17 protein-coding genes are annotated in these 17919 nt (G+C 68.5%); 7 read left to right on the top strand and 10 right to left on the bottom strand.

All coding sequences use genetic code 11. The features are described 5' to 3' along the window. Positions 1 to 134: 134 nt before the first annotated feature. Positions 135 to 1352, top strand: coding sequence for an MFS transporter (locus tag PSm6_RS15110; protein ID WP_021218814.1), 1218 nt, complete (start codon positions 135 to 137; stop codon positions 1350 to 1352). Here the strand turns inward: PSm6_RS15110 and PSm6_RS15105 are convergent, their stop codons facing one another. The 3 genes from PSm6_RS15105 to PSm6_RS15095 are packed head-to-tail and all read right to left on the bottom strand — an operon-like array spanning position 1353 to position 5073. Continuing rightward, entirely contained in the window at positions 1353 to 3560 is a 2208-nt protein-coding gene (locus tag PSm6_RS15105) for a xanthine dehydrogenase family protein molybdopterin-binding subunit (protein WP_021218815.1), read from the bottom strand. Continuing rightward, positions 3557 to 4546 (bottom strand): FAD binding domain-containing protein, encoded by a 990-nt coding sequence (locus PSm6_RS15100; protein ID WP_021218816.1) that lies wholly within the window; start codon positions 4544 to 4546, stop codon positions 3557 to 3559. Before PSm6_RS15100 ends, PSm6_RS15105 begins: the two co-directional genes overlap by 4 nt. Beyond that, entirely contained in the window at positions 4543 to 5073 is a 531-nt protein-coding gene (locus tag PSm6_RS15095; RefSeq protein WP_021218817.1) for a (2Fe-2S)-binding protein, read from the bottom strand. Before PSm6_RS15095 ends, PSm6_RS15100 begins: the two co-directional genes overlap by 4 nt. A gap of 292 nt (positions 5074 to 5365) precedes the next feature. On the opposite strand from PSm6_RS15095, the gene PSm6_RS15090 reads away from it, so the two are divergent. Then, on the top strand, positions 5366 to 6658 hold the full coding sequence (locus PSm6_RS15090; protein ID WP_021218818.1) for an NCS2 family permease: 1293 nt from the start codon (positions 5366 to 5368) through the stop codon (positions 6656 to 6658). Then, on the top strand, positions 6658 to 7752 hold the full coding sequence (gene trmA / locus PSm6_RS15085) for a tRNA (uridine(54)-C5)-methyltransferase TrmA (RefSeq protein WP_021218819.1): 1095 nt from the start codon (positions 6658 to 6660) through the stop codon (positions 7750 to 7752). The genes PSm6_RS15090 and trmA overlap by 1 nt, the downstream gene beginning before the upstream one ends. 106 nt (positions 7753 to 7858) lie before the next feature. Here the strand turns inward: trmA and PSm6_RS15080 are convergent, their stop codons facing one another. From PSm6_RS15080 to PSm6_RS15060, 5 genes are all read right to left on the bottom strand, one after another. Further along, the gene (locus PSm6_RS15080; RefSeq protein WP_265167663.1) at positions 7859 to 8830 is read right to left on the bottom strand and encodes an IS110 family RNA-guided transposase; all 972 of its coding nucleotides are present in this window, start codon (positions 8828 to 8830) and stop codon (positions 7859 to 7861) included. A 566-nt stretch (positions 8831 to 9396) separates the two neighbouring features. Beyond that, on the bottom strand, positions 9397 to 10923 hold the full coding sequence (gene ilvA / locus PSm6_RS15075; protein ID WP_265170481.1) for a threonine ammonia-lyase, biosynthetic: 1527 nt from the start codon (positions 10921 to 10923) through the stop codon (positions 9397 to 9399). Beyond that, on the bottom strand, positions 10920 to 11336 hold the full coding sequence (locus PSm6_RS15070) for a YybH family protein (protein WP_021218821.1): 417 nt from the start codon (positions 11334 to 11336) through the stop codon (positions 10920 to 10922). The genes ilvA and PSm6_RS15070 overlap by 4 nt, the downstream gene beginning before the upstream one ends. A 195-nt stretch (positions 11337 to 11531) precedes the next feature. Then, positions 11532 to 12353: an HDOD domain-containing protein gene (locus tag PSm6_RS15065; protein WP_021218822.1), complete on the bottom strand. Its 822-nt coding sequence runs from the start codon at positions 12351 to 12353 to the stop codon at positions 11532 to 11534. A 94-nt stretch (positions 12354 to 12447) separates the two neighbouring features. Then, a complete protein-coding gene (locus PSm6_RS15060) occupies positions 12448 to 12969 on the bottom strand; it encodes a DUF4345 domain-containing protein (RefSeq protein WP_021218823.1) in 522 nt (173 codons plus the stop codon). Positions 12970 to 13109: 140 nt separating this feature from the next. Here PSm6_RS15060 and PSm6_RS15055 point away from each other — a divergent pair, with 140 nt between their 5' ends. The 4 genes from PSm6_RS15055 (at position 13110) to ypfJ (ending at position 16191) form a co-directional block, all read left to right on the top strand. Beyond that, complete coding sequence (locus PSm6_RS15055) at positions 13110 to 13619, top strand: DUF4136 domain-containing protein (RefSeq protein ID WP_021218824.1); 510 nt, start codon at positions 13110 to 13112, stop codon at positions 13617 to 13619. Positions 13620 to 13893: 274 nt separating this feature from the next. Continuing rightward, complete coding sequence (locus tag PSm6_RS15050) at positions 13894 to 14331, top strand: DUF411 domain-containing protein (protein WP_265170480.1); 438 nt, start codon at positions 13894 to 13896, stop codon at positions 14329 to 14331. 64 nt (positions 14332 to 14395) lie between these two features. Further along, positions 14396 to 15250 carry a PhzF family phenazine biosynthesis protein gene (locus tag PSm6_RS15045; protein WP_265170479.1) on the top strand — a complete coding sequence of 285 codons (855 nt, stop codon included), beginning with the start codon at positions 14396 to 14398 and terminating at the stop codon, positions 15248 to 15250. A 68-nt stretch (positions 15251 to 15318) separates the two neighbouring features. Next, positions 15319 to 16191 carry a KPN_02809 family neutral zinc metallopeptidase gene (gene ypfJ, locus PSm6_RS15040; RefSeq protein WP_265170478.1) on the top strand — a complete coding sequence of 291 codons (873 nt, stop codon included), beginning with the start codon at positions 15319 to 15321 and terminating at the stop codon, positions 16189 to 16191. A 94-nt stretch (positions 16192 to 16285) separates the two neighbouring features. Here the strand turns inward: ypfJ and PSm6_RS15035 are convergent, their stop codons facing one another. Next, positions 16286 to 16876: an HAD family hydrolase gene (locus PSm6_RS15035; RefSeq protein ID WP_265170477.1), complete on the bottom strand. Its 591-nt coding sequence runs from the start codon at positions 16874 to 16876 to the stop codon at positions 16286 to 16288. 51 nt (positions 16877 to 16927) lie between these two features. Beyond that, positions 16928 to 17899: a Csu type fimbrial protein gene (locus PSm6_RS15030; protein WP_265170476.1), complete on the bottom strand. Its 972-nt coding sequence runs from the start codon at positions 17897 to 17899 to the stop codon at positions 16928 to 16930. Positions 17900 to 17919 lie beyond the last annotated feature (20 nt).

The following is a 17919-nucleotide window of genomic DNA, read 5'->3' as shown; positions in this document are numbered from 1 at the left end:
TTGGCCGCTCGGTCAGAATAAATTCCTGGTACGAAGGTGCACGCCTCGGGTGCCGGGTCGTCGCGCCGATTTTCGGCGCCGGGGCAAGGTGCTAATCTGCGCATCCGATAGCCTCCTAAGCATTTTCCCGACCTATGTCCCAGGCCCTCTTGCTGCGTCACCACCGCCCGTTCATGGCGTTCTGGTTCGCTCGCGTGTGCACCGCCAGCGGCTTCCAGATGCTCACCGTGGCCATCGGCTGGCACATCTACGAACTCACCGGCAACGTGCTCGACCTGGGCCTGGTGGGCCTGGCGGAGTTCCTCCCGCGCGTGCTGTTCATGCTGCATACCGGGCACGTGGCCGACCGCTACGACCGCCGCCACGTGGCCGCACTGTGCCAGACGGTCCAGGGGCTGATCGCCGTCGCGCTGGTACTGGGCAGCGCCACCGACAACATCAGCCGCGAGATGATCTTCCTCCTCGCCTTCGCCCTCGGCGCGGCACGCTCCTTCGAGATGCCGGCGACCCAGGCGCTGCTGCCCAACATCGTCCCGACGGAGCTGTTCCCACGTGCCGTGGCCGCGGCCGCCTCGGCGATGCAGGCGGCGACCATCGTCGCGCCGGCGGTGGGCGGCCTGCTCTACGCCTTGGGCAGCCTCTGGGTGTATGGCCCGGTGGCGGTGCTCTACGCCATCGCCTGCTGCCTGATGCTGAGCCTGTCCAGCCGCCAGCAGGTGCTGCGCAAGGAGCGCGCCTCCCTGGACTCGCTGCTGGCCGGCATCCGCTTCATCCGCAGCCGCCGCGACATCCTCGGCGCCATCTCCCTCGATCTGTTCGCCGTGCTCCTCGGCGGCGCCACCGCGCTGCTGCCGGTGTTCGCCAAGGACATCCTGCTCACCGGGCCCTGGGGCCTCGGCCTGCTGCGCTCGGCACCGGCGGTGGGCGCGCTGGCCATGTCGTTCTGGCTGGCGCGCTTCCCCATCGAACGCCAGGTGGGGCGCATCATGTTCACTGCCGTGGGCGTGTTCGGCGTGGCCACCATCGCCTTCGGCCTGTCCACCTCGTTCTGGTTCTCCCTCGCGGTGCTGGCGGTGCTGGGCGCGGCGGACATGATCAGTATGGTCATCCGTGGCGCTTTCGTGCAGTTGCACACGCCGGACGAGATGCGCGGTAGGGTCAGCGCCGTCAACGGCCTGTTCATCGGCGCCTCCAACCAACTCGGCGAGTTCGAGTCCGGCGTCACCGCCGCCTGGTTCGGCACCGTGCCGGCGGTGGTCATGGGCGGGGTCGGCACCCTGCTCATCACCGGCCTGTGGATAAGGCTCTTCCCCACCCTGGCCAACCGCGACCGCCTGCACGGCGGCGATTGATCAGAGCAGCTTGTCGGGGGTGATCGGCAGGTCGCGGATGCGCTTACCGGTGGCGTGCCAGATGGCGTTGGCCACCGCCGCCGCGACCCCGACTATGCCGATCTCGCCGACGCCCTTGGAGCCCAGGGCGTTGACCACCTCGTCCTCTTCCTCGACGAAGATCACCTCGATCTCGCCGATATCCGCGTGCACCGGGATGTGGTACTCGGCCAGGTTGTGGTTCATGTGCCGGCCCAGCGCATGGTCGGTCTGGGTCTCCTCCTGCAGGGCCATGCCGATGCCCCAGACCACGCCGCCGAGAATCTGGCTGCGCGCCATCTTCGGGTTGACCACGCGACCGGCGGCGATGGCGCTGACCACCCGGCTAACCCGCACCACGCCCAGCACCTCGTCCACCCGCACCTCGACGAAGACCGCCGAGTGGCTGGCCGTGGAATAGGCCTCGCGCTTGTCGTCCGGCTTGGCGTCCACCCGGGCTTCCAGGGCCGCGCCGCCAGCGGCACGGACGATCTCGCCATAGCCCAGCGCCAGCTCCGGCGCGCCGATGACCCGCAGTTCGCCGTCGACGAACTCCACCTGCTCCCGCGTCAGCCCCTCGAAGGGCGAGTCCTCCAGCTCCACGGCGGTCTTCAGCAGCCGGTCCTGCAGCGCCACGCAGGCCTGCTGCACCGCGCTGCCCACCGAGGAGACGGTGAAGGAACCGCCCTGCAGCGGCGCCTTCGGCAAGTGCGAGTCGCCCAGGCTGAAGGTCACCCGCGCCATGTCCAGCCCCAGGCTGGCGGCGGCGATCTGGGTCATCACCGTGTAGGTGCCGGTGCCGATATCGGTGGTGGCGCTGCTCAGGTGCAGGTGGCCGTCGCCATCGATCACCGCGCGGGCGCTGGCCGGGCTCTGCATGGCCTCCCACACGCCGGTGGCCATGCCCCAGCCGAGCAGCTCGTGGCCCTCGCGCATGCTGCGCGGCTGCGGGTCACGCGCCGCCCAGCCGAAGCGCTCGGCGCCCTGGGCGTAGCACTCGCGCAGGGCCTTGCTGGAGAAGGGCTTGCCCTCGTTCTGGTTGCGCTCGGCGTAGTTGGTCAGGCGCAGCTGCAGCGGGTCGATGGCCACGGCGGCGGCCATCTCGTCCATGGCGCACTCCAGGGCGAAGACCCCGAGGGTGGCGCCGGGGGCGCGCATGTCCAGCGGCGTGTAGACGTCCAGCGGCGCCAGGCGGTAGCCCAGTTCGACGTTGTCGCACTGGTAAAGCATCCCGGACCACTCCACCACGTGCTCGGTGAAGTCCTCGAAGCGCGAGGTCTGCCCCACCGCTTCGTGGCGCAGGGCGCGCAGCTCGCCATTGGCGGCGGCGCCCAGGCTCAGGCGCTGCAGGGTGCGCGGGCGATAGCCGAAGCTGAACATCTGCTGCCGGGTCAGGGTCACCCGTACCGAGCGCTGCAGCTTGAGCGCCGCCATCACCGCCAGCACCAGCTGGTACTGCGGACGCAGACCGGAGCCGAAAGCGCCGCCGACGAAGGGCGCCATCACCCGCACCAGGCCCGGCTCCAGGCCGAACACCCGCTCGATGTACTGCTGACTGTTCTGCGTGCCCTGGGTCTTGTCGTAGACCAGCAGCGCACCGTCGGGCTGCATGACCACCGTGGCGGCGTGGGGCTCCATGGGGTTGTGCTGCTCGATGGGCGAGCTGTAGCTCACGTCGATGCGCAGGGCCGCGCCGGCCAGGGCGCCGGCGCAATCGCCCCGGGGCTCGGGCAGCGACGCCGGGGCCAGGTGGGCGTCGTCGAGGGCGGCCAGCAGGTCGGTCTGGTGCGGCTCGGCCTGGTAGTCCACCGTCACCAGGCGCGCGGCGTGGCGTGCCTGCTCCAGGGTCTCGGCCACCACCAGTGCCACCGGCTGGCTGCTATAGAGGATGCGATCGTTGTACAGCGGGCGGAACGGCGAGCCGTCGGCGGCGTCGGCGTCCTCGTAGGGTTCGTCATAACTGGCGATGGGCGGGCGGTTGGCGTGGGTCAGCACCAGTTGCACACCGGGCACCGCCTCGGCCGCGCGGCTGTCGATGGCGAGGATGCGCCCACGGGGGATGCCGGCGTTGACCACCCAGCCATGCAACAGGCCGGGTACGGCGAAGTCGGCAGCGTAGCGGGCGCGGCCGGTGACCTTGTCACGGCCGTCCACCCGGTCATGGGCCTTGCCCAGTGGCGATGCACTCATGCCCGGGGCCCTCCCTTGGCGGCATCGGCCAGGGCGCGGACCACCGCGCGGCGAGCCAGCTCCACCTTGAAGGTGTTGCGCCCCAGGCCCTCGGCCCCCTGCAGCAGCAGGTCGGCGGCGACACGGAAGGCCGCCGGTGTGCAGGGGCGCCCCACCAGTGCCGCCTCGGCGTCCGGCAGGCGCCAGGGTTTGTGCGCCACACCGCCCAGGGCGATGCGCGCCTCGGCCACGGTGCCCTGCTCCACGCGCAGCGCCGCCGCCACCGAAACCAGGGCGAAGGCGTAGGACGCGCGGTCGCGGATCTTCAGGTAGGCGCTGTGGCGGGCGAAAGGCGACGGCGGCAGCTCGACCTCGGTGATCAGCTCGTCCGCCGCCAACAGGTTGTCGCGCTGCGGTTCGTCGCCGGGCAGGCGGTGGAAGTCGGCGAAGGCGATCACCCGGGTGCCGCCGGGGCCGGCGACGTGCACCTTGGCCTCCAGTGCCGCCAGGGCCACGCACATGTCGGAAGGGTGGGTGGCCACGCAGTGTTCGCTGGCGCCGAGTATCGCGTGGTTGCGGTTGAGCCCCACCCGCGCCGGGCAGCCGCTGCCGGGCTCGCGCTTGTTGCAGGGCGTGGCCACGTCATAGAAGTACTGGCAGCGGGTGCGTTGCAGCAGGTTGCCGCCGACCGTGGCCATGTTGCGCAACTGCGGCGAAGCCCCGGCCAGCAGCGCCTCGGCCAGCAATGGGAAATGGCTCTGCACGCGCGGGTGCCAGGCCAGGTCGGCGTTGCTCACCAGGGCGCCGATGCGCAGCCCGCCGTCCTCGCCGACCAGCACGCCGTGCAGCGGCAGCGCGGTGATGTCGATCAGCCGTTCGGGGCGCTCGACGTTCTCCTTCATCAGGTCCACCAGGTTGGTGCCCCCGGCGATGAAGCGCGCGTGGGGGCCGGCCAGCTTCAGGGCCTGGTCCAGTTCCTCGGGGCGTTCGTAGCTGAAGGGCGTCATGCGGCGTTCCCCTTGGCAGCGCCCTGGCAGGCGGGCAGCGCCTCCTCGATGGCGTCGAGGATGTTGGCGTAGGCGCCGCAGCGGCACAGGTTGCCGCTCATCTGCTCGCGGATGCCGTCGCGGTCGTGGGCGTGGTTCTCGCTGGCCAGGGCCACCGCCGAGCACAGCTGCCCCGGTGTGCAGTAGCCGCACTGGAAGGCGTCGTGGCGGATGAACGCGGCCTGCATGGGGTGCAACTCGCCGTTGCGCTCCAGGCCTTCCACCGTGGTGATCTCGGCGCCGTCCTGCATCACCGCCAGGGCCAGGCAGGCATTGATCCGCACGCCATTGCGCAGCACGGTGCAAGCGCCGCACTGGCCGTGGTCGCAGCCCTTCTTGGTGCCCACCAGGTCGAGGCGCTCGCGCAGCAGGTCGAGCAGGGTGGTCCAGGGCTCCACCTGCAGCCGATGGGGTTCGCCGTTGATGACCAGTTGGATCGGATGGCCGACGGCGGTTTGGCCACGGCGCAGGCTGGGTAGGGAACTCATGTTGACCTCAGGCTCGTCTCGTCCGGCCCCGAAGGGCGGTGCGCGGGTGTGGATACCCGCATCTTTCAGGTGGACTGGCCGGTCTTCGCCGAGGTTCAGGGTTTCTGCCCGGGCGGGCCGCACGACGAAACCCGAGCTGCCCGTCTGGTCATAAATTCACCGCCCCCAGGGGAGCTGGTATGATGCGCGCCTTTTTTGCCGGGCTGGCAGAAACGGCGCCCAACCGCAGGCGCTGTGCTTGACTGCTATCCAGTCCGGGCCAACAGACGCGAAGACGTCACGGGGAGCGAAAATGCTGGAAAAACTGTTCCAACTCAAAGCGCACGACACCAACGTACGCACCGAGGTCCTGGCGGGCCTGACCACCTTCCTGACGATGGCCTACATCCTCTTCGTCAACCCGGCCATCCTCGGTGAAACCGGCATGGACAAGGGCGCGGTGTTCGTCGCCACCTGCCTGGCCGCCGCCATCGGCTCCACCGTCATGGGCCTGATCGCCAACTACCCCATCGCCCTCGCCCCCGGCATGGGCCTGAACGCCTTCTTCACCTACACCGTGGTGCTGCACATGGGCCACACCTGGCAGGTGGCCCTGGGCGCGGTGTTCATCTCGGCGTGCATGTTCTTCGTGCTGTCGATCTTCCGCATCCGTGAATGGATCATCAACAGCATCCCCCTGGAGCTGCGCTCGGCCATCGCCGCCGGCATCGGCCTGTTCCTCGCGCTGATCGCCCTGCAGAAGGCCGGCATCGTCGCCGCCCACCCGGTGACCATGGTCACCCTGGGCGACCTGACCAAGCCCGAGCCGATCCTCGCCGTGCTCGGCTTCTTCCTGATCATCGCCCTGGAAGCCCGCAAGGTGACCGGCGCCGTGTTGATCGGCATCCTCGCCGTCACCCTCGCCGGCATCGGCCTGGGCGTTTCCAAGTTCGGTGGCATCGTCTCCATGCCGCCGTCCCTGGCGCCCACCTTCCTGCAGCTGGACATCAAGGGCGCGCTGGAAATCGGCCTGGTCAGCGTGATCTTCGCCTTCCTCTTCGTCGACCTGTTCGACAACTCCGGCACCCTCATCGCCGTGGCCAAGAAGGCCGGCCTGATGCGCGCCGACGGCCACATGCCGAAGATGGGCCGCGCCCTGATCGCCGACTCCACCGCCGCCATGGGCGGTTCGCTGCTGGGCACCTCGACCACCACCAGCTACATCGAATCCGCAGCCGGCGTCAGCGCCGGTGGCCGCACCGGCCTCACCGCCGTCGTGGTCGCCGTGCTGTTCCTCCTGGCCCTGTTCCTCTCGCCCCTGGCCGGCAGCGTGCCCGCCTTCGCCACCGCGCCGGCGCTGTTCTTCGTCGCCGTGCTGATGGCCTCGGGCCTGGCAGAAATCGAATGGAGCGACCTGACCACCGCCGCCCCGGTGCTGATCACCGCCCTGGCCATGCCCTTCACCTACTCCATCGCCGACGGCATCGCCTTCGGCTTCATCGCCTGGGCCGCCATCAAGACCCTGGCCGGCCGCTACAGCGAGCTGAGCCCGGCGCTGGTGATCCTCGCCGTGCTGTTCGTGATCAAGATGGGGTTCTTCCACTGATGAGCCGCCCGCAGTTCGATCCCACAGGCTACGCCGCGCAGCTCGCCGACAAGGCCGAGCGCCTGAAGGCACTGCTGGCGCCCTTCGACGCACCGCAACCGGACGTCTTCGACTCGCCCCGCGAGCATTACCGCCTGCGCGCCGAGTTCCGCCTGTGGCGCGAGACCGGCAGTGAGACCCGTCACTACGCCATGTTCGAAGCCGGGGACAAGTTCACCCCCGTGCTGATCGAGGACTTCCCCATCGCCAGCCGCCGCATCAACGAGCTGATGCCGCGCCTGAAAGCCGGCTGGCAGGCGAGCCAGGTGCTGTCGTTCAAGCTGTTCCAGGTGGAGTTCCTCACCACCCTGTCCGGAGACGCGCTGATCACCCTCTGCTACCACCGCCCCCTGGACGATGCCTGGAAGGCCGAGGCCGAGAAGCTCGCCGCCGACCTGGGCGTGAGCCTGGTGGGCCGCTCCAAGGGCAAGCGCATCGTCATCGGCCGCGACTACGTGGAAGAAGAGCTGACCGTCGCCGGCCGTGCCTTCCGCTACCGCCAGCCCGAAGGCGCCTTCACCCAGCCCAACGGCGAGGTGTGCCAGAAGATGCTGGCCTGGGCCTTCGAAGCCATGGGCGAGCGCGAGGACGACCTGCTGGAGCTGTACTGCGGCAACGGCAACTTCACCCTGCCCCTGGCCACCCGCGCGCGCAAGGCGCTGGCCACCGAGATCAGCAAGACCTCGGTCAACGCCGCCCTGGCCAACCTCGCCGACAACGGCGTGGACAACGTCACCCTGGTGCGCCTCTCCGCCGAAGAGCTGACCGAAGCCCTCAACGAAGTGCGCCCCTTCCGCCGCCTCGCCGGCATCGACCTCAAGGCCTACGAGTTCGGCACCGTGTTCGTCGACCCGCCCCGCGCCGGCATGGACCCGGACACCTGCGAGCTGACCCGCCGCTTCGAGCGCATCCTCTACATCTCCTGCAACCCGGAGACCCTGGCCGCCAACATCGCCCAGCTGCACGACACCCACCGCATCGAGCGCTGCGCCCTGTTCGACCAGTTCCCCTACACCCACCACATGGAATCGGGTGTGTTGCTGGTGCGTCGCTGATCCCGGCCGGGGTTACCGCCTGGTACCCCGATCGCGAATGAATTCGCTCCCACAAAAAGCCTGCCACCGCGCGGGCATGACCGCTGCGTAGATACCGTCTTGATCCCTAGTGAGCAAGGGCCAGTTTTACGTCGTACGGCTGGCCCGATTTCAAGACGCCATAAGCGATGTTCAGCAGCTTACGCATCGCTGCGCAGATGATCTGCATGCCGGTCTTGCCCTTGGCTCTGAGGCGTTCTCTCATCGCTTTGATCGCCCCGTTGTGCTGCAGGGCGCAAACGGCAGGCATGTACAGCCCAGCACGCAGCCGCGATGAGCCCATCTTGGAAATGCGGGTCTGCCCCCGGTACTTACCAGACTCCTGCAAACGCGGATTGAGCCCGGCAAAGGCGGTAATCGCGCGGCTGCTGGTGAAGCGATGAGGGTCGCCCAGCTCCGCCAGGATCAGGGCGGCTGTCTTGTCCGCGATGCCATCGATGCTGGTCAACAGATCACGTTTGCCGCGCAGATCCGGGTCATTGTCGATGTGGTTGTTGATGGCCTTGAGGGTTTCCTCGATCTGTTGCTCGATGTGCCGCAACACTGAGCGGATCGACTCCTGCACGCTGGTATCGGCCACCTCCAGGCGATTGCTCTCCATCTGCTGGATTTCCTGCAGATCCGCCAGGCGCCGCATCAGTGCTTTCAGGCGCCGTATGGCGCGAGGTTCAGGCTGCCAGGGCCGTAGCTCATCTTGGTGGCGCTCGCCGTATTCGGCGATCAGCTTGGCGTCGACCTTGTCAGTTTTCACGCGCTGCAGCTGACTGCGGGCGTAGTGAGCGATTTGCGCTGGGTTGAGGACGCAGACCCGATAGTTCTGCTCCAGCAGCCATTCGGCCAGGGCTTCATGGTGGATGCCGGTGGCTTCCATCACGACCCAGGCACCCGCCTCGCTGTGCTTGTTCAGCCACTCCTGCAGCGTGCGAAAGCCCGCCTCGCTGTTGGCCAACTTGGCCTTGGTGCGGTACTTGCCGTTCGCCTGCAGGGTGGCGATATCAAACGTGTGCTTCGCAATGTCGACACCAATGACACTGGGCATGTGTGCTCCTCCTGATCGTTCCAAATGCGATCATCACTGCACCCGGCCCAACCTTGTGAATGCGAGCTCTGGGCTCAAGATACCGTTCGGGCTGTTCGAGTGAGTGTGGAGGGGCGGAGCACTATCTACGTCGCAGGCTCAGGGCCTAAGGGTGGACACGACTTCCAGCCCCTCCCCCGATGATCAGTCGGGAACTATTACCCCTGAAGGGGTAGTTAGTCGAGATACAAGGGTGGAGGTCGCTTTTTACCTCCACCAATGCAGAGGTGAGGCGCGCTCGGAAACGGGCCGAGGTGACCGCCTGGCGCCCCGATCGCGAATGAATTCGCTCCCACAAGGGCGCGGCGTCGCCCCACACCTCCCGTAGGATGGGTCGGGCGGCGTTCCGCGAGCGCAGCGAAACCCATGCTGCTACACACGGTAATGAGCCTGCCGGGGAACAGCGGCGGCGCTGCGCGCCGCTTGGCGACTGAAGTCGCCCCTACAGAAAGCCGCTCCAAACCCACCCGCGTGCATCCTACGGAAAGTGCATGTCGCCCCCACAAAGTGGCGATTCATCACGCCCATCACCCCACGAACAGGCGATAGGCCGGGTTGTCGCTTTCGTCCCACCAGGGGTAGCCGATGGCGTCCAGCGCCCCGGGCAGCAGGTGCAGCTCGTGGTCGGGCACCTGCAGGCCGGCCAGTACGCGGCCGTCGGCGGCGCCGTGGTTGCGGTAGTGGAACAGGCTGATGTTCCAGCGCCCGCCCAACTGGTTGAGGAAGTTCAGCAGCGCGCCGGGCCGCTCGGGGAATTCGAAGCGCAGCAGGCGCTCGTGCAGGGCGCCGTCGGCACGGCCGCCGACCATGTGGCGGATGTGCAGCTTGGCCAGCTCGTTGTCGGTCAGGTCCAGCACCGGGAAGCCCTGGGCCTGCAGGCCGCTCACCAGCGCGTCGCGCGGGTCGTTCTCCGGGTGGGTCTGCACGCCGACGAAGATGTGCGCCTCGGCTTCGCTGTGGAAGCGGTAGTTGAATTCGGTGATCTGCCGCCGCCCCAGGGCCTCGCAGAAGGCGCGGAAGCTGCCCGGGCGCTCGGGAATGGTCACGGCGATGATCGCTTCGCGCTGCTCGCCCAGCTCGGCGCGCTCGGCCACGTGGCGCAGGCGGTCGAAGTTGACGTTGGCGCCCGAGTCGATGGCCACCAGGGTGCGGCCCTCGCAGCGCTCGCGGGCCACGTACTTCTTGATCCCGGCCACGGCCAGGGCGCCGGCCGGCTCGGTGATGGAGCGGGTGTCGTCGTAGATGTCCTTGATCGCCGCGCAGATTTCGTCGGCGCTGACAGTGAGCACCTCGTCCACATACTGGCGGCAGACCTCGAAGTTGTGCGCGCCGATCTGCGCCACGGCCACGCCGTCGGCGAACAGCCCCACCTGCTCCAGCACCACGCGCTCGCCAGCGGCCATGGCGGCCTGCAGGCAGTTGGAATCCTCCGGCTCGACGCCGATGACCTTCACCTCGGGACGCAGGTATTTCACATAGGCGGCGATGCCGGCGATCAGCGAACCACCGCCCACCGGCACGAAGATGGCATCCAGCTCGCCCGGCTGCTGGCGCAGGATCTCCATGGCCACGGTGCCCTGGCCGGCGATCACGTCGGGGTCGTCGTAGGGCGGCACGAAGGTCAGGCCCTGCTCCTCGGCCAGGCGCAACGCATGGGCCAGGGCCTCGGGGAAGGCGTCGCCGTGGAGCACCGCCTTGCCGCCCCGGGCCAGCACGCCCTGGACCTTGAGCTCCGGTGTGGTGCGCGGCATGACGATGGTCGCCTCGATGCCCAGCTGGCGCGCCGCCAGGGCCAGGCCCTGGGCGTGGTTGCCGGCGGAGGCGGCGATCACGCCCCGTGCGCGTTGCTCGGCGCTGAGCTGGGACACGCGGTTGTAGGCGCCGCGGATCTTGAAGGAGAACACCGGCTGCAGGTCCTCGCGCTTGAGCAGCACGGCGTTGCCGAGGCGTTGGGACAGGCGCGGCGCCGGTTGCAGGGGCGTCTGGATGGCGACGTCGTAGACCGGCGCGCGGAGGATCTTCTGCACATAGCCCTTGAGCAGTGAGTCGGTCATGCCACGGCCTCCCCGGTGACGGCATCGAGCAGGTCGGTGCCATAGGAGTTGTCCACGGCGCAGCGCCAGCTGTCGTCGGCCTGGCGGCGGAACACGTAGGTGGCCTTGCGTTCGAGGAACGACAGGAAGCCGTCGCTGGAGCGCCACTGGATGCGCGCACGGCCCATCACCAGGGCGGTGTCGCCGGTCTCCACCACCTGCAGGTCGCGCTGGCTGACCCAGAGGCTGTGCTGGAAATGCGCGGCGATGGCATCGAAGGCGCGGCGGATGCCGTCGCGGCCCTGGACGTTGAGGCCCGGGCGCACCACCAGCACGGCGTCGTCGGTGTAGAAATCCATCAGCGCATCGAAACGCCCGGCATTGATCAGCTGGTCCGCCTGTTGCACGGCCTGGACGAGGGGGGAAGGTTGCATGGCGTCTCCTGCGGTTCGCTTGGGGCCCAGGAGACAGAAAGAAGAAACCCGCCTCGAGGGCGGGTTTCTTTGTAGGTACTGGTCAACCCGCCAAGTATGTAATGGCGGTAATAATCTGTTGGCGCAGCATCAGGGAGGTCGATTTCATGGGTCTGGAAATTATTCCTGCCGCTGCGCCAAGTCAAGCGTCGGTTTTCAGGTGAGCAGTTCGGCGAAGGCCTTGTCCGCCTCCAGCACCGCCGGCAACGCCGCGAACAGCGCGTCCAGGTCCACGCCTTCCACCAGCGGGCCTTCCAGGGATTGCCGCGCCTCCTCGGTGGCGCCGCCATGGGCCTGCAGCGCCTCGCTGACCAGCACCGCCTGGGCGAGGATGCGCGGCAGCAAGGCATCGGCCGGCGCCTGCATCGGGCGCGCCTGGTAGGCGATGGCCTGCTGGATCACCGCCGGCAGCTGCCAGCGCCGCGCCAGCTCTGCCCCCACTTCCGGGTAGCCGAACCCCAGTTGCAGCGTTTCGCTGGCGGCACGCCCGGTGGCCCCGCCCTTGCCGCTGTTGAGCTTCTCGGCGAACTCGGGGGCGCCGGTCTGGATCAGCAGTTCGCCGATGTCATGCATCATCCCGCAGGTGAACGCCGTGTCCGGGTCCACGCCCTTCTGCTTGGCCAGCAGGCGGCTGATGCTCGCCACCTGGAAGCTGTGCAGCCAGAAGCCCTTGAGGTCGAAATTGGGCGAGGCCTTGAAGGCGCCGGTCACGGCCGAAGCCATCACCAGGGTGCGCAGGGTGTTGAAGCCCAGGCGCATGGCCGCATCCTCGATGCTGGTGGACTCCCGCGCCCCGCGAAAGCGCGCGGAGTTGGCCAGGCGCAGCACCTTGGCGGCGATCACCGGGTCGAGGGCGATATTGCGCGCCACGCCATCCAGGCTGGAGGTCGGGCTATCGAATTGCTGGATCAGGTCCTGCGCCACCTTGGGAATGCTGGGCAAGGTGTGCAGGTTGGAAAATAGGGCTTCTATATCCATGGGACCGCCTCCGTCATCGGCTTGAAAACCAAAGGATAGGCAAGTTTCCCAAGCCTGCCCGGCAGGCCGTCGCCCCGTGTGCGACGGCTCTGTATCAGGGCCTTTCCGGCGGCAGCGGTGCCGCTTCGTCGATGCGTTCCACCAACCCTTCGCGGATGCCGCCCCGGCGCAGCGGCTCGCTGACCTCGTCGTCCAGGTCGCCGATCAGCGCGGTGTCCGCCACCGGTTCCTGGTAGCGCGCCAGCTGCACCAGGGCCACGCCGGCCAGCAGCGCAGTGGCCACCTTGTAGGCCAGGGAGCTGATGTCGAAGTTCTGCAGGGTGCCGTCGTCCAGCCATAGGGAACCGATGCGCGCCAGGGCCAGGGCGGACTGCACCAGCAACAGCATCATCAGCGCCGCGCGCATCAGCTCGCGGCCGCGCAGGGCCCAGAGCAGGAACAGCGCCAGGCCGATCTGCAGGCCGCCGTAGTAGACGCGCACGTTGCTTACCGAGGTGGTTTCCATCAGCAGCATGCCGCTGAGGTTGGCCATCTCGTAGGGGCGGAACCAGTAGGCCAGGCCGAAACCCGCGAACACCAGGATCTGGACCACCAGAATCAGCCGGGCAAGTAGCATCGCCTTTCTCCTCCCGATCGGCAGCGATCTGCAAAAGACCCGCCGCAGCGGGTTTCGTTCGCCCAACCCATCGCAAGGTCGGGGCCGCCGGGCCAGGGCCACGGCTAGGCTCTAGCCAGGACCATTCCAAGGAGTCACCCATGCTGCCGCCCCGCCTCAGCCTGCCGCTGCTCGCCATGCTGCTGGGCGCCTGCGCCGCGCCCCCCGACGACGGCGTCACCGTCGCCCCGGCCGCGCGCACCAGCCACTACATGACCTTCAGCATCCAGCCGGTGCGTGCCCCGGGGCACCGCCAGGACCTGGAAGAACGCTTCGACAACGCCCTGCACAAGGCCCTGGAAGCCAAAGGCTACCGCTACCAGGAGCACGGCAGCGACCTGACCATCATCTACGCCCTGGGCCTGGCGCCGGAGCCAGGCGTGACCATGCGACCGGTGGTCACCCCCGGCGGCGCCCTCTACAACCAGACCGAGCTGACCCAGGACGAACGCGCCCGCCTCGCCCTGCGCATCCTCGACGGCTTCGACGAGCGGGTGCTGTTCGAAGCGCAGATCAGCCGCCAGCTGCACGACCCCAAGCTCACCCAGCAAGGCTTCGACCGGGCCGTGGCCGAGCTGCTGAAGGACTTCCCCGCACGGCCGGCGCCTTGAGGCCGCCCAGCCAACACGCGGACAGGGTCGGTACGGGTGGAGGTCGCTTTTTACCTCCACCAGGCGGAGCCGGGATCGGCACGCCGTTTTCCCTGGCGCGCCCCATTGATGGGTTTCGCTCCGCTCTACCCATCCTACGAGGGCAACGCACGCGTCCCCGGAAACGGGGAAAACTGACCCATATCAACCGGCGTACATCCCGTAACAGCCGCGGCGCGCAGCGCAGCGGCGACAGGCATAAGCTGTCGCCCATTCCACGTTCAGGAGCTTTCCCATGCGCCGCGCCCTTCTCGCCTCCCTGCTCTTCGCCCCCCTCTTCGCCCAGGCGGCGGAGACCGTTTCCATGGACGTCTACCGCGACCCCAACTGCGGCTGCTGCAAGGCCTGGATCAGCCACCTGCGGGACAACGGCATCCAGGTCAACGACCACGTCGAGCGCGACATGGCCTCGGTCAAGACCCGCCTCGGCGTGCCCCACAGCCTGGGCTCGTGCCACACCGGCGTGGTCGACGGCAAGTTCGTCGAAGGCCATGTGCCGGCCAGCGACGTGCTCAAGCTGCGGGAGCGCAAGGACCTGATCGGCGCCGCCGTGCCGGGCATGCCCATGGGCTCGCCGGGCATGGAGATGGACGGCATGCAGGACGCCTACCAGGTGATCGGCGTATCGGCGCAAGGTCAGCAGAACGTGCTGGCCGAGTATCCGGCACACTAGCGCTCCCCTACCCCACACAGCGCGGCCGCCCCTGGGCGGCCGCGCGCGTTTCCGAGGAGCAGCAATGGATTACTGGCAAGTCGATGTATTCGCCGAACGCGTGCTGGCCGGCAACGGCCTGGCGGTGTTCCCCGACGCCCGGGGCCTGTCGCCCGCTGCCATGCAGGCGCTGACCCAGGAGCTGCGCCAGTTCGAGTCGATCTTCCTAGAGCCGGGTGCCCAGCCCGGGGAGTTCGCCGCGCGGGTGTTCACCGTGGAAGAGGAGCTGCCCTTCGCCGGCCACCCGATCCTCGGCGCCGCCGCCCTGCTGCACCACCTGCACGCCCCGGGCGAGCACGCCGAATGGGCCCTGCAACTGCGCGACAAGCGCGTCACCCTGGCCACCCGCCGCCAGGGCCACGGCTTCTACGCGGAGATGGACCAGGGCATCGCCGAGTTCGGCGTCGAGCTGGACGCCCGCGCCGCCCAAGGCTTCGCCGCCGCGTTCGGCAGCGAATGGGACAGCCGCCACCCGCCGCAGGTGGTCAGCACCGGCCTGCCCTACCTGCTGCTGCCGGTGACCGGCGCCGGGCTGGCCAATGCCCGCCAGCAACGTCCGCTGGATGACGACCTGGCGGCCATAGGCGCGGCCTTCGTCTTCCTCCTCGACATCGACGCCCGCGAAGGCCGCACCTGGGACCCCCTCGGCGTGGTCGAAGACATCGCCACCGGCAGCGCCGCCGGCCCGGTCGCCGCCTGGCTGGTACAGCGGGGCCTGGAGCGCCGCGAGCAGGGCTTCGCCCTCAACCAGGGGCGCTTCCTCGGCCGCCCCAGCCGGCTGGATGTACAGGTCACCGGTGAGGGCCGCGTGCAGGTCGGCGGCGCCGTGCAACTGCTGGCCCAAGCGCGCCTGCTGCCGGAGCCGGGCCGCCTCGGCTGACGACCGGGCTGGCGCACCCCGCCGCCAGCTACGACACTCAATGCCTCGACAAGAACAAGGATCGGCACATGCGCTGGCAACGGGCGAGACGCAGCGACAACGTGGTGGATGCGCGCGGCAGCGGCAGTGGCGGCATGCGCCTCGGCGGCGGCAAGAGCATCGGGCTGGGCGGCATCGCCCTGGTGGTGGTGGTCGGCCTGCTCATGGGTGAAGACCCGCTGACCATCCTCGGCCAGCTCGCCGGCCAGGCCAGCCTCTCCACCGCGCCCCCTCATAGCGGCGCGCCACCGGGGGACGACCAGGAAGCGGAGTTCGTGCGCGCTGTGCTCGGCGATACCGAAGACACCTGGCAGGCCATCTTCCAGCAGGGCGGCCGCCAGTATCAGGACCCGAAACTGATGCTGTTCAACGGCGGCGTGCAATCGGCCTGCGGCTTCGCCTCCTCGGCGGTCGGCCCCTTCTACTGCCCCGGCGATCGCCAGGTGTACCTGGACCTGGACTTCTTCCGCGAAATGGCCCAGCGCTTCTCCGCCGCCGGCGACTTCGCCCAGGCCTATGTCATCGCCCACGAGGTGGGCCACCACGTACAGACGCTGCTCGGCGTCTCCGCCAAGGTCAATGCCGCGCGCCAGCGCGGCCAGAAGATGGAAGGCGCCAGCGGCCTGCTGGTGCGCCAGGAACTCCAGGCCGACTGCCTCGCCGGCGTCTGGGCCTTCCACGCGCAGAAACGCCTGGACTGGCTGGAGCCGGGTGACCTGGAAGAAGCCCTCAACGCCGCCAACGCCATCGGCGACGACCGCCTGCAGAAACAGGCACGCGGCCAGGTGGTGCCCGACTCTTTCACCCACGGCACCTCGGCCCAGCGGGTGCGCTGGTTCAAGACCGGCTTCGAGCGCGGCGACATCAACCGTTGCGACACCTTCACCGCACGGGACCTTTAGCCCGTTCATCACCGCGGGTTTCACCCGCCCTACGGCATGCAATCACCTGTAGGGCGGGTGCAACCCGCGAGGCAGCGCACGATACGACCCGGACCTACCGCGCCAACAGCAACAGCTGCGCGCAATCCTCGGCGTACCAATCGGTAAGCTCGGGCCAGGGGTTTTCCGGCAGGTTGACCAGCACCGTGGCGCTGCCGGCGGCGCGGCCGCAGTCGAGGTCGAAGCGGTAGTCGCCCACCATCACCATCTCGTCCGGCGCCACGGCCCAGCGCTCGGCCAGGTGCAGCAAGCCACCCGGGTGCGGCTTGGGTGGCGCCTCGTCGCGGCCGAGGATGTCGGCCGGGGCGAAGCAATCGTCCACGCCGATGGCCTGCAGCGTCAGCAGCGCCAGATCGCGGGCGTTGCGGGTGAGGATGCCCAGGCGCACGCCGCATGCGTGCAGGTGGCGCACCAGCTCCACGGCACCGGCCGCCGGGCGTGCATTCAGCGCCAGCTCGCGCTCGTGCTCCAGCAGCCAGGCGTGCTTGGCGCGGGCCTCTTCCGCCGGCAGCGCGGCGAGGTGATGGAGGATGTCATCCTCCGGGGGAATCGCCAGCTCGCGGCGGATCGCGGCGAAATCGTGAACGGCAATCGTCAGGGTGCCATCCATGTCGAACACCCAATGGCGGAACTGCGCCAGGCCCATGTCTCTACTCCGGACGGTTCGGGAAACAGCGCGCCAGGGTACACCGTCCCGTCAGTAGTTGATGATCAGGGTCACGTTGTCGATGTAGGTACCCACCGGCACGTTGGCCTGCGTGGGGTCGACGGTCACCTGGAAGTTCACCGTCTGCAGCAATCCCGTGCCTTTCTGCGACAGGTTCTGCGTGGTGGTCCACACCGTCGTCGTATTGGGGAAGTAGATGTTGTAGCCCAGGCGGTTGGCGCCGCTGGCCATGCGTCGCCAGGGCGCCTGGTAGTTCTGGCCGTTGTCGAAGCTGACCAGGTAACCCTCGTCGCTGGTGCAGGTCAGGGTGATGGCGCGGGTCACCGAGGCGAACTGGCTGACCAGCGCCTGGCTACCGAGGTCGACGTTCTGGTAGCTGTTCAGCGCACAGGCCTTGGTCACTACGATGGTCACGGTGCTGGTGGCGGTCACCCCGGTGCCCCAGTTGGTGGGCGCGCCGCAGAGGCCGAGCGGGCAGTTCTGGGTGACGCCGGGGCTGCGCTGCCAGGAGCAGGAGTTGAGCACCCCGGATTCGCAGATGGCGTAGCGCCAGGTGAACACCACATTGGTGGTGTAGGTGCCGGCGGGAATATTGGCCGCCTGGGCCTGGAAGTACAGGTTGATGCCAGTGCTGGCGTTGGTCAGCAGCGCCAGCACCGCCAGGCTGCTCAGCTGCACCGTGGAGCCGGGGGTGATCTCGGCGCCGCCGTTGGTGACGAACACCTTCAGCGGAATGCTGTTGCCGTTGCCATCGCTGAGCACCGGCGCAGTGGACTGCAGCGTCACCTGTACATAGTTGGCCGCCAGCAGGGACAGGAAGGTCGCGCAGGTCAGCCCGGCGCCCCCCAGGTTGCCCTGGGCCGAGGCGTTCATGGTGAAGGAGCTGACGCTGCCCAGGCTCACCGCCGGGTTCACCGTGGTGCAGGCCGCCCACGCGCGCCCCGCACCCAGCCAGAGCAGCGCCAGTAGCAGCAGGGAGAGGATATTGCGCTTCGCATCCATGACTCGTTCCTCGTTCGTGC

The organism is Pseudomonas solani (genome assembly GCF_026072635.1).
In the GTDB taxonomy this organism is placed as follows: domain Bacteria; phylum Pseudomonadota; class Gammaproteobacteria; order Pseudomonadales; family Pseudomonadaceae; genus Metapseudomonas; species Metapseudomonas solani.
Note: the sequence above shows the minus strand (reverse complement) of the source record. Positions and strands in the feature narration are given on the sequence as shown.

Bases quoted from the DNA above. Each gene is read 5' to 3' on its own strand.
- PSm6_RS15050 (WP_265170480.1), top strand. From the start codon at position 13,894: ATGCGCCGCGCCCTTCTCGCCTCCCTGCTCTTCGCCCCCCTCTTCGCC.
- PSm6_RS15110 (WP_021218814.1), top strand. From the start codon at position 135: ATGTCCCAGGCCCTCTTGCTGCGTCACCACCGCCCGTTCATGGCGTTC.
- PSm6_RS15045 (WP_265170479.1), top strand. From the start codon at position 14,396: ATGGATTACTGGCAAGTCGATGTATTCGCCGAACGCGTGCTGGCCGGC.
- PSm6_RS15065 (WP_021218822.1), bottom strand. From the start codon at position 12,353: ATGGATATAGAAGCCCTATTTTCCAACCTGCACACCTTGCCCAGCATT.
- PSm6_RS15060 (WP_021218823.1), bottom strand. From the start codon at position 12,969: ATGCTACTTGCCCGGCTGATTCTGGTGGTCCAGATCCTGGTGTTCGCG.
- PSm6_RS15070 (WP_021218821.1), bottom strand. From the start codon at position 11,336: ATGCAACCTTCCCCCCTCGTCCAGGCCGTGCAACAGGCGGACCAGCTG.
- ypfJ (WP_265170478.1), top strand. From the start codon at position 15,319: ATGCGCTGGCAACGGGCGAGACGCAGCGACAACGTGGTGGATGCGCGC.
- PSm6_RS15055 (WP_021218824.1), top strand. From the start codon at position 13,110: ATGCTGCCGCCCCGCCTCAGCCTGCCGCTGCTCGCCATGCTGCTGGGC.
- PSm6_RS15035 (WP_265170477.1), bottom strand. From the start codon at position 16,876: ATGGGCCTGGCGCAGTTCCGCCATTGGGTGTTCGACATGGATGGCACC.
- PSm6_RS15105 (WP_021218815.1), bottom strand. From the start codon at position 3,560: ATGAGTGCATCGCCACTGGGCAAGGCCCATGACCGGGTGGACGGCCGT.
- trmA (WP_021218819.1), top strand. From the start codon at position 6,658: ATGAGCCGCCCGCAGTTCGATCCCACAGGCTACGCCGCGCAGCTCGCC.
- PSm6_RS15090 (WP_021218818.1), top strand. From the start codon at position 5,366: ATGCTGGAAAAACTGTTCCAACTCAAAGCGCACGACACCAACGTACGC.
- PSm6_RS15095 (WP_021218817.1), bottom strand. From the start codon at position 5,073: ATGAGTTCCCTACCCAGCCTGCGCCGTGGCCAAACCGCCGTCGGCCAT.
- ilvA (WP_265170481.1), bottom strand. From the start codon at position 10,923: ATGACCGACTCACTGCTCAAGGGCTATGTGCAGAAGATCCTCCGCGCG.
- PSm6_RS15030 (WP_265170476.1), bottom strand. From the start codon at position 17,899: ATGGATGCGAAGCGCAATATCCTCTCCCTGCTGCTACTGGCGCTGCTC.
- PSm6_RS15100 (WP_021218816.1), bottom strand. From the start codon at position 4,546: ATGACGCCCTTCAGCTACGAACGCCCCGAGGAACTGGACCAGGCCCTG.
- PSm6_RS15080 (WP_265167663.1), bottom strand. From the start codon at position 8,830: ATGCCCAGTGTCATTGGTGTCGACATTGCGAAGCACACGTTTGATATC.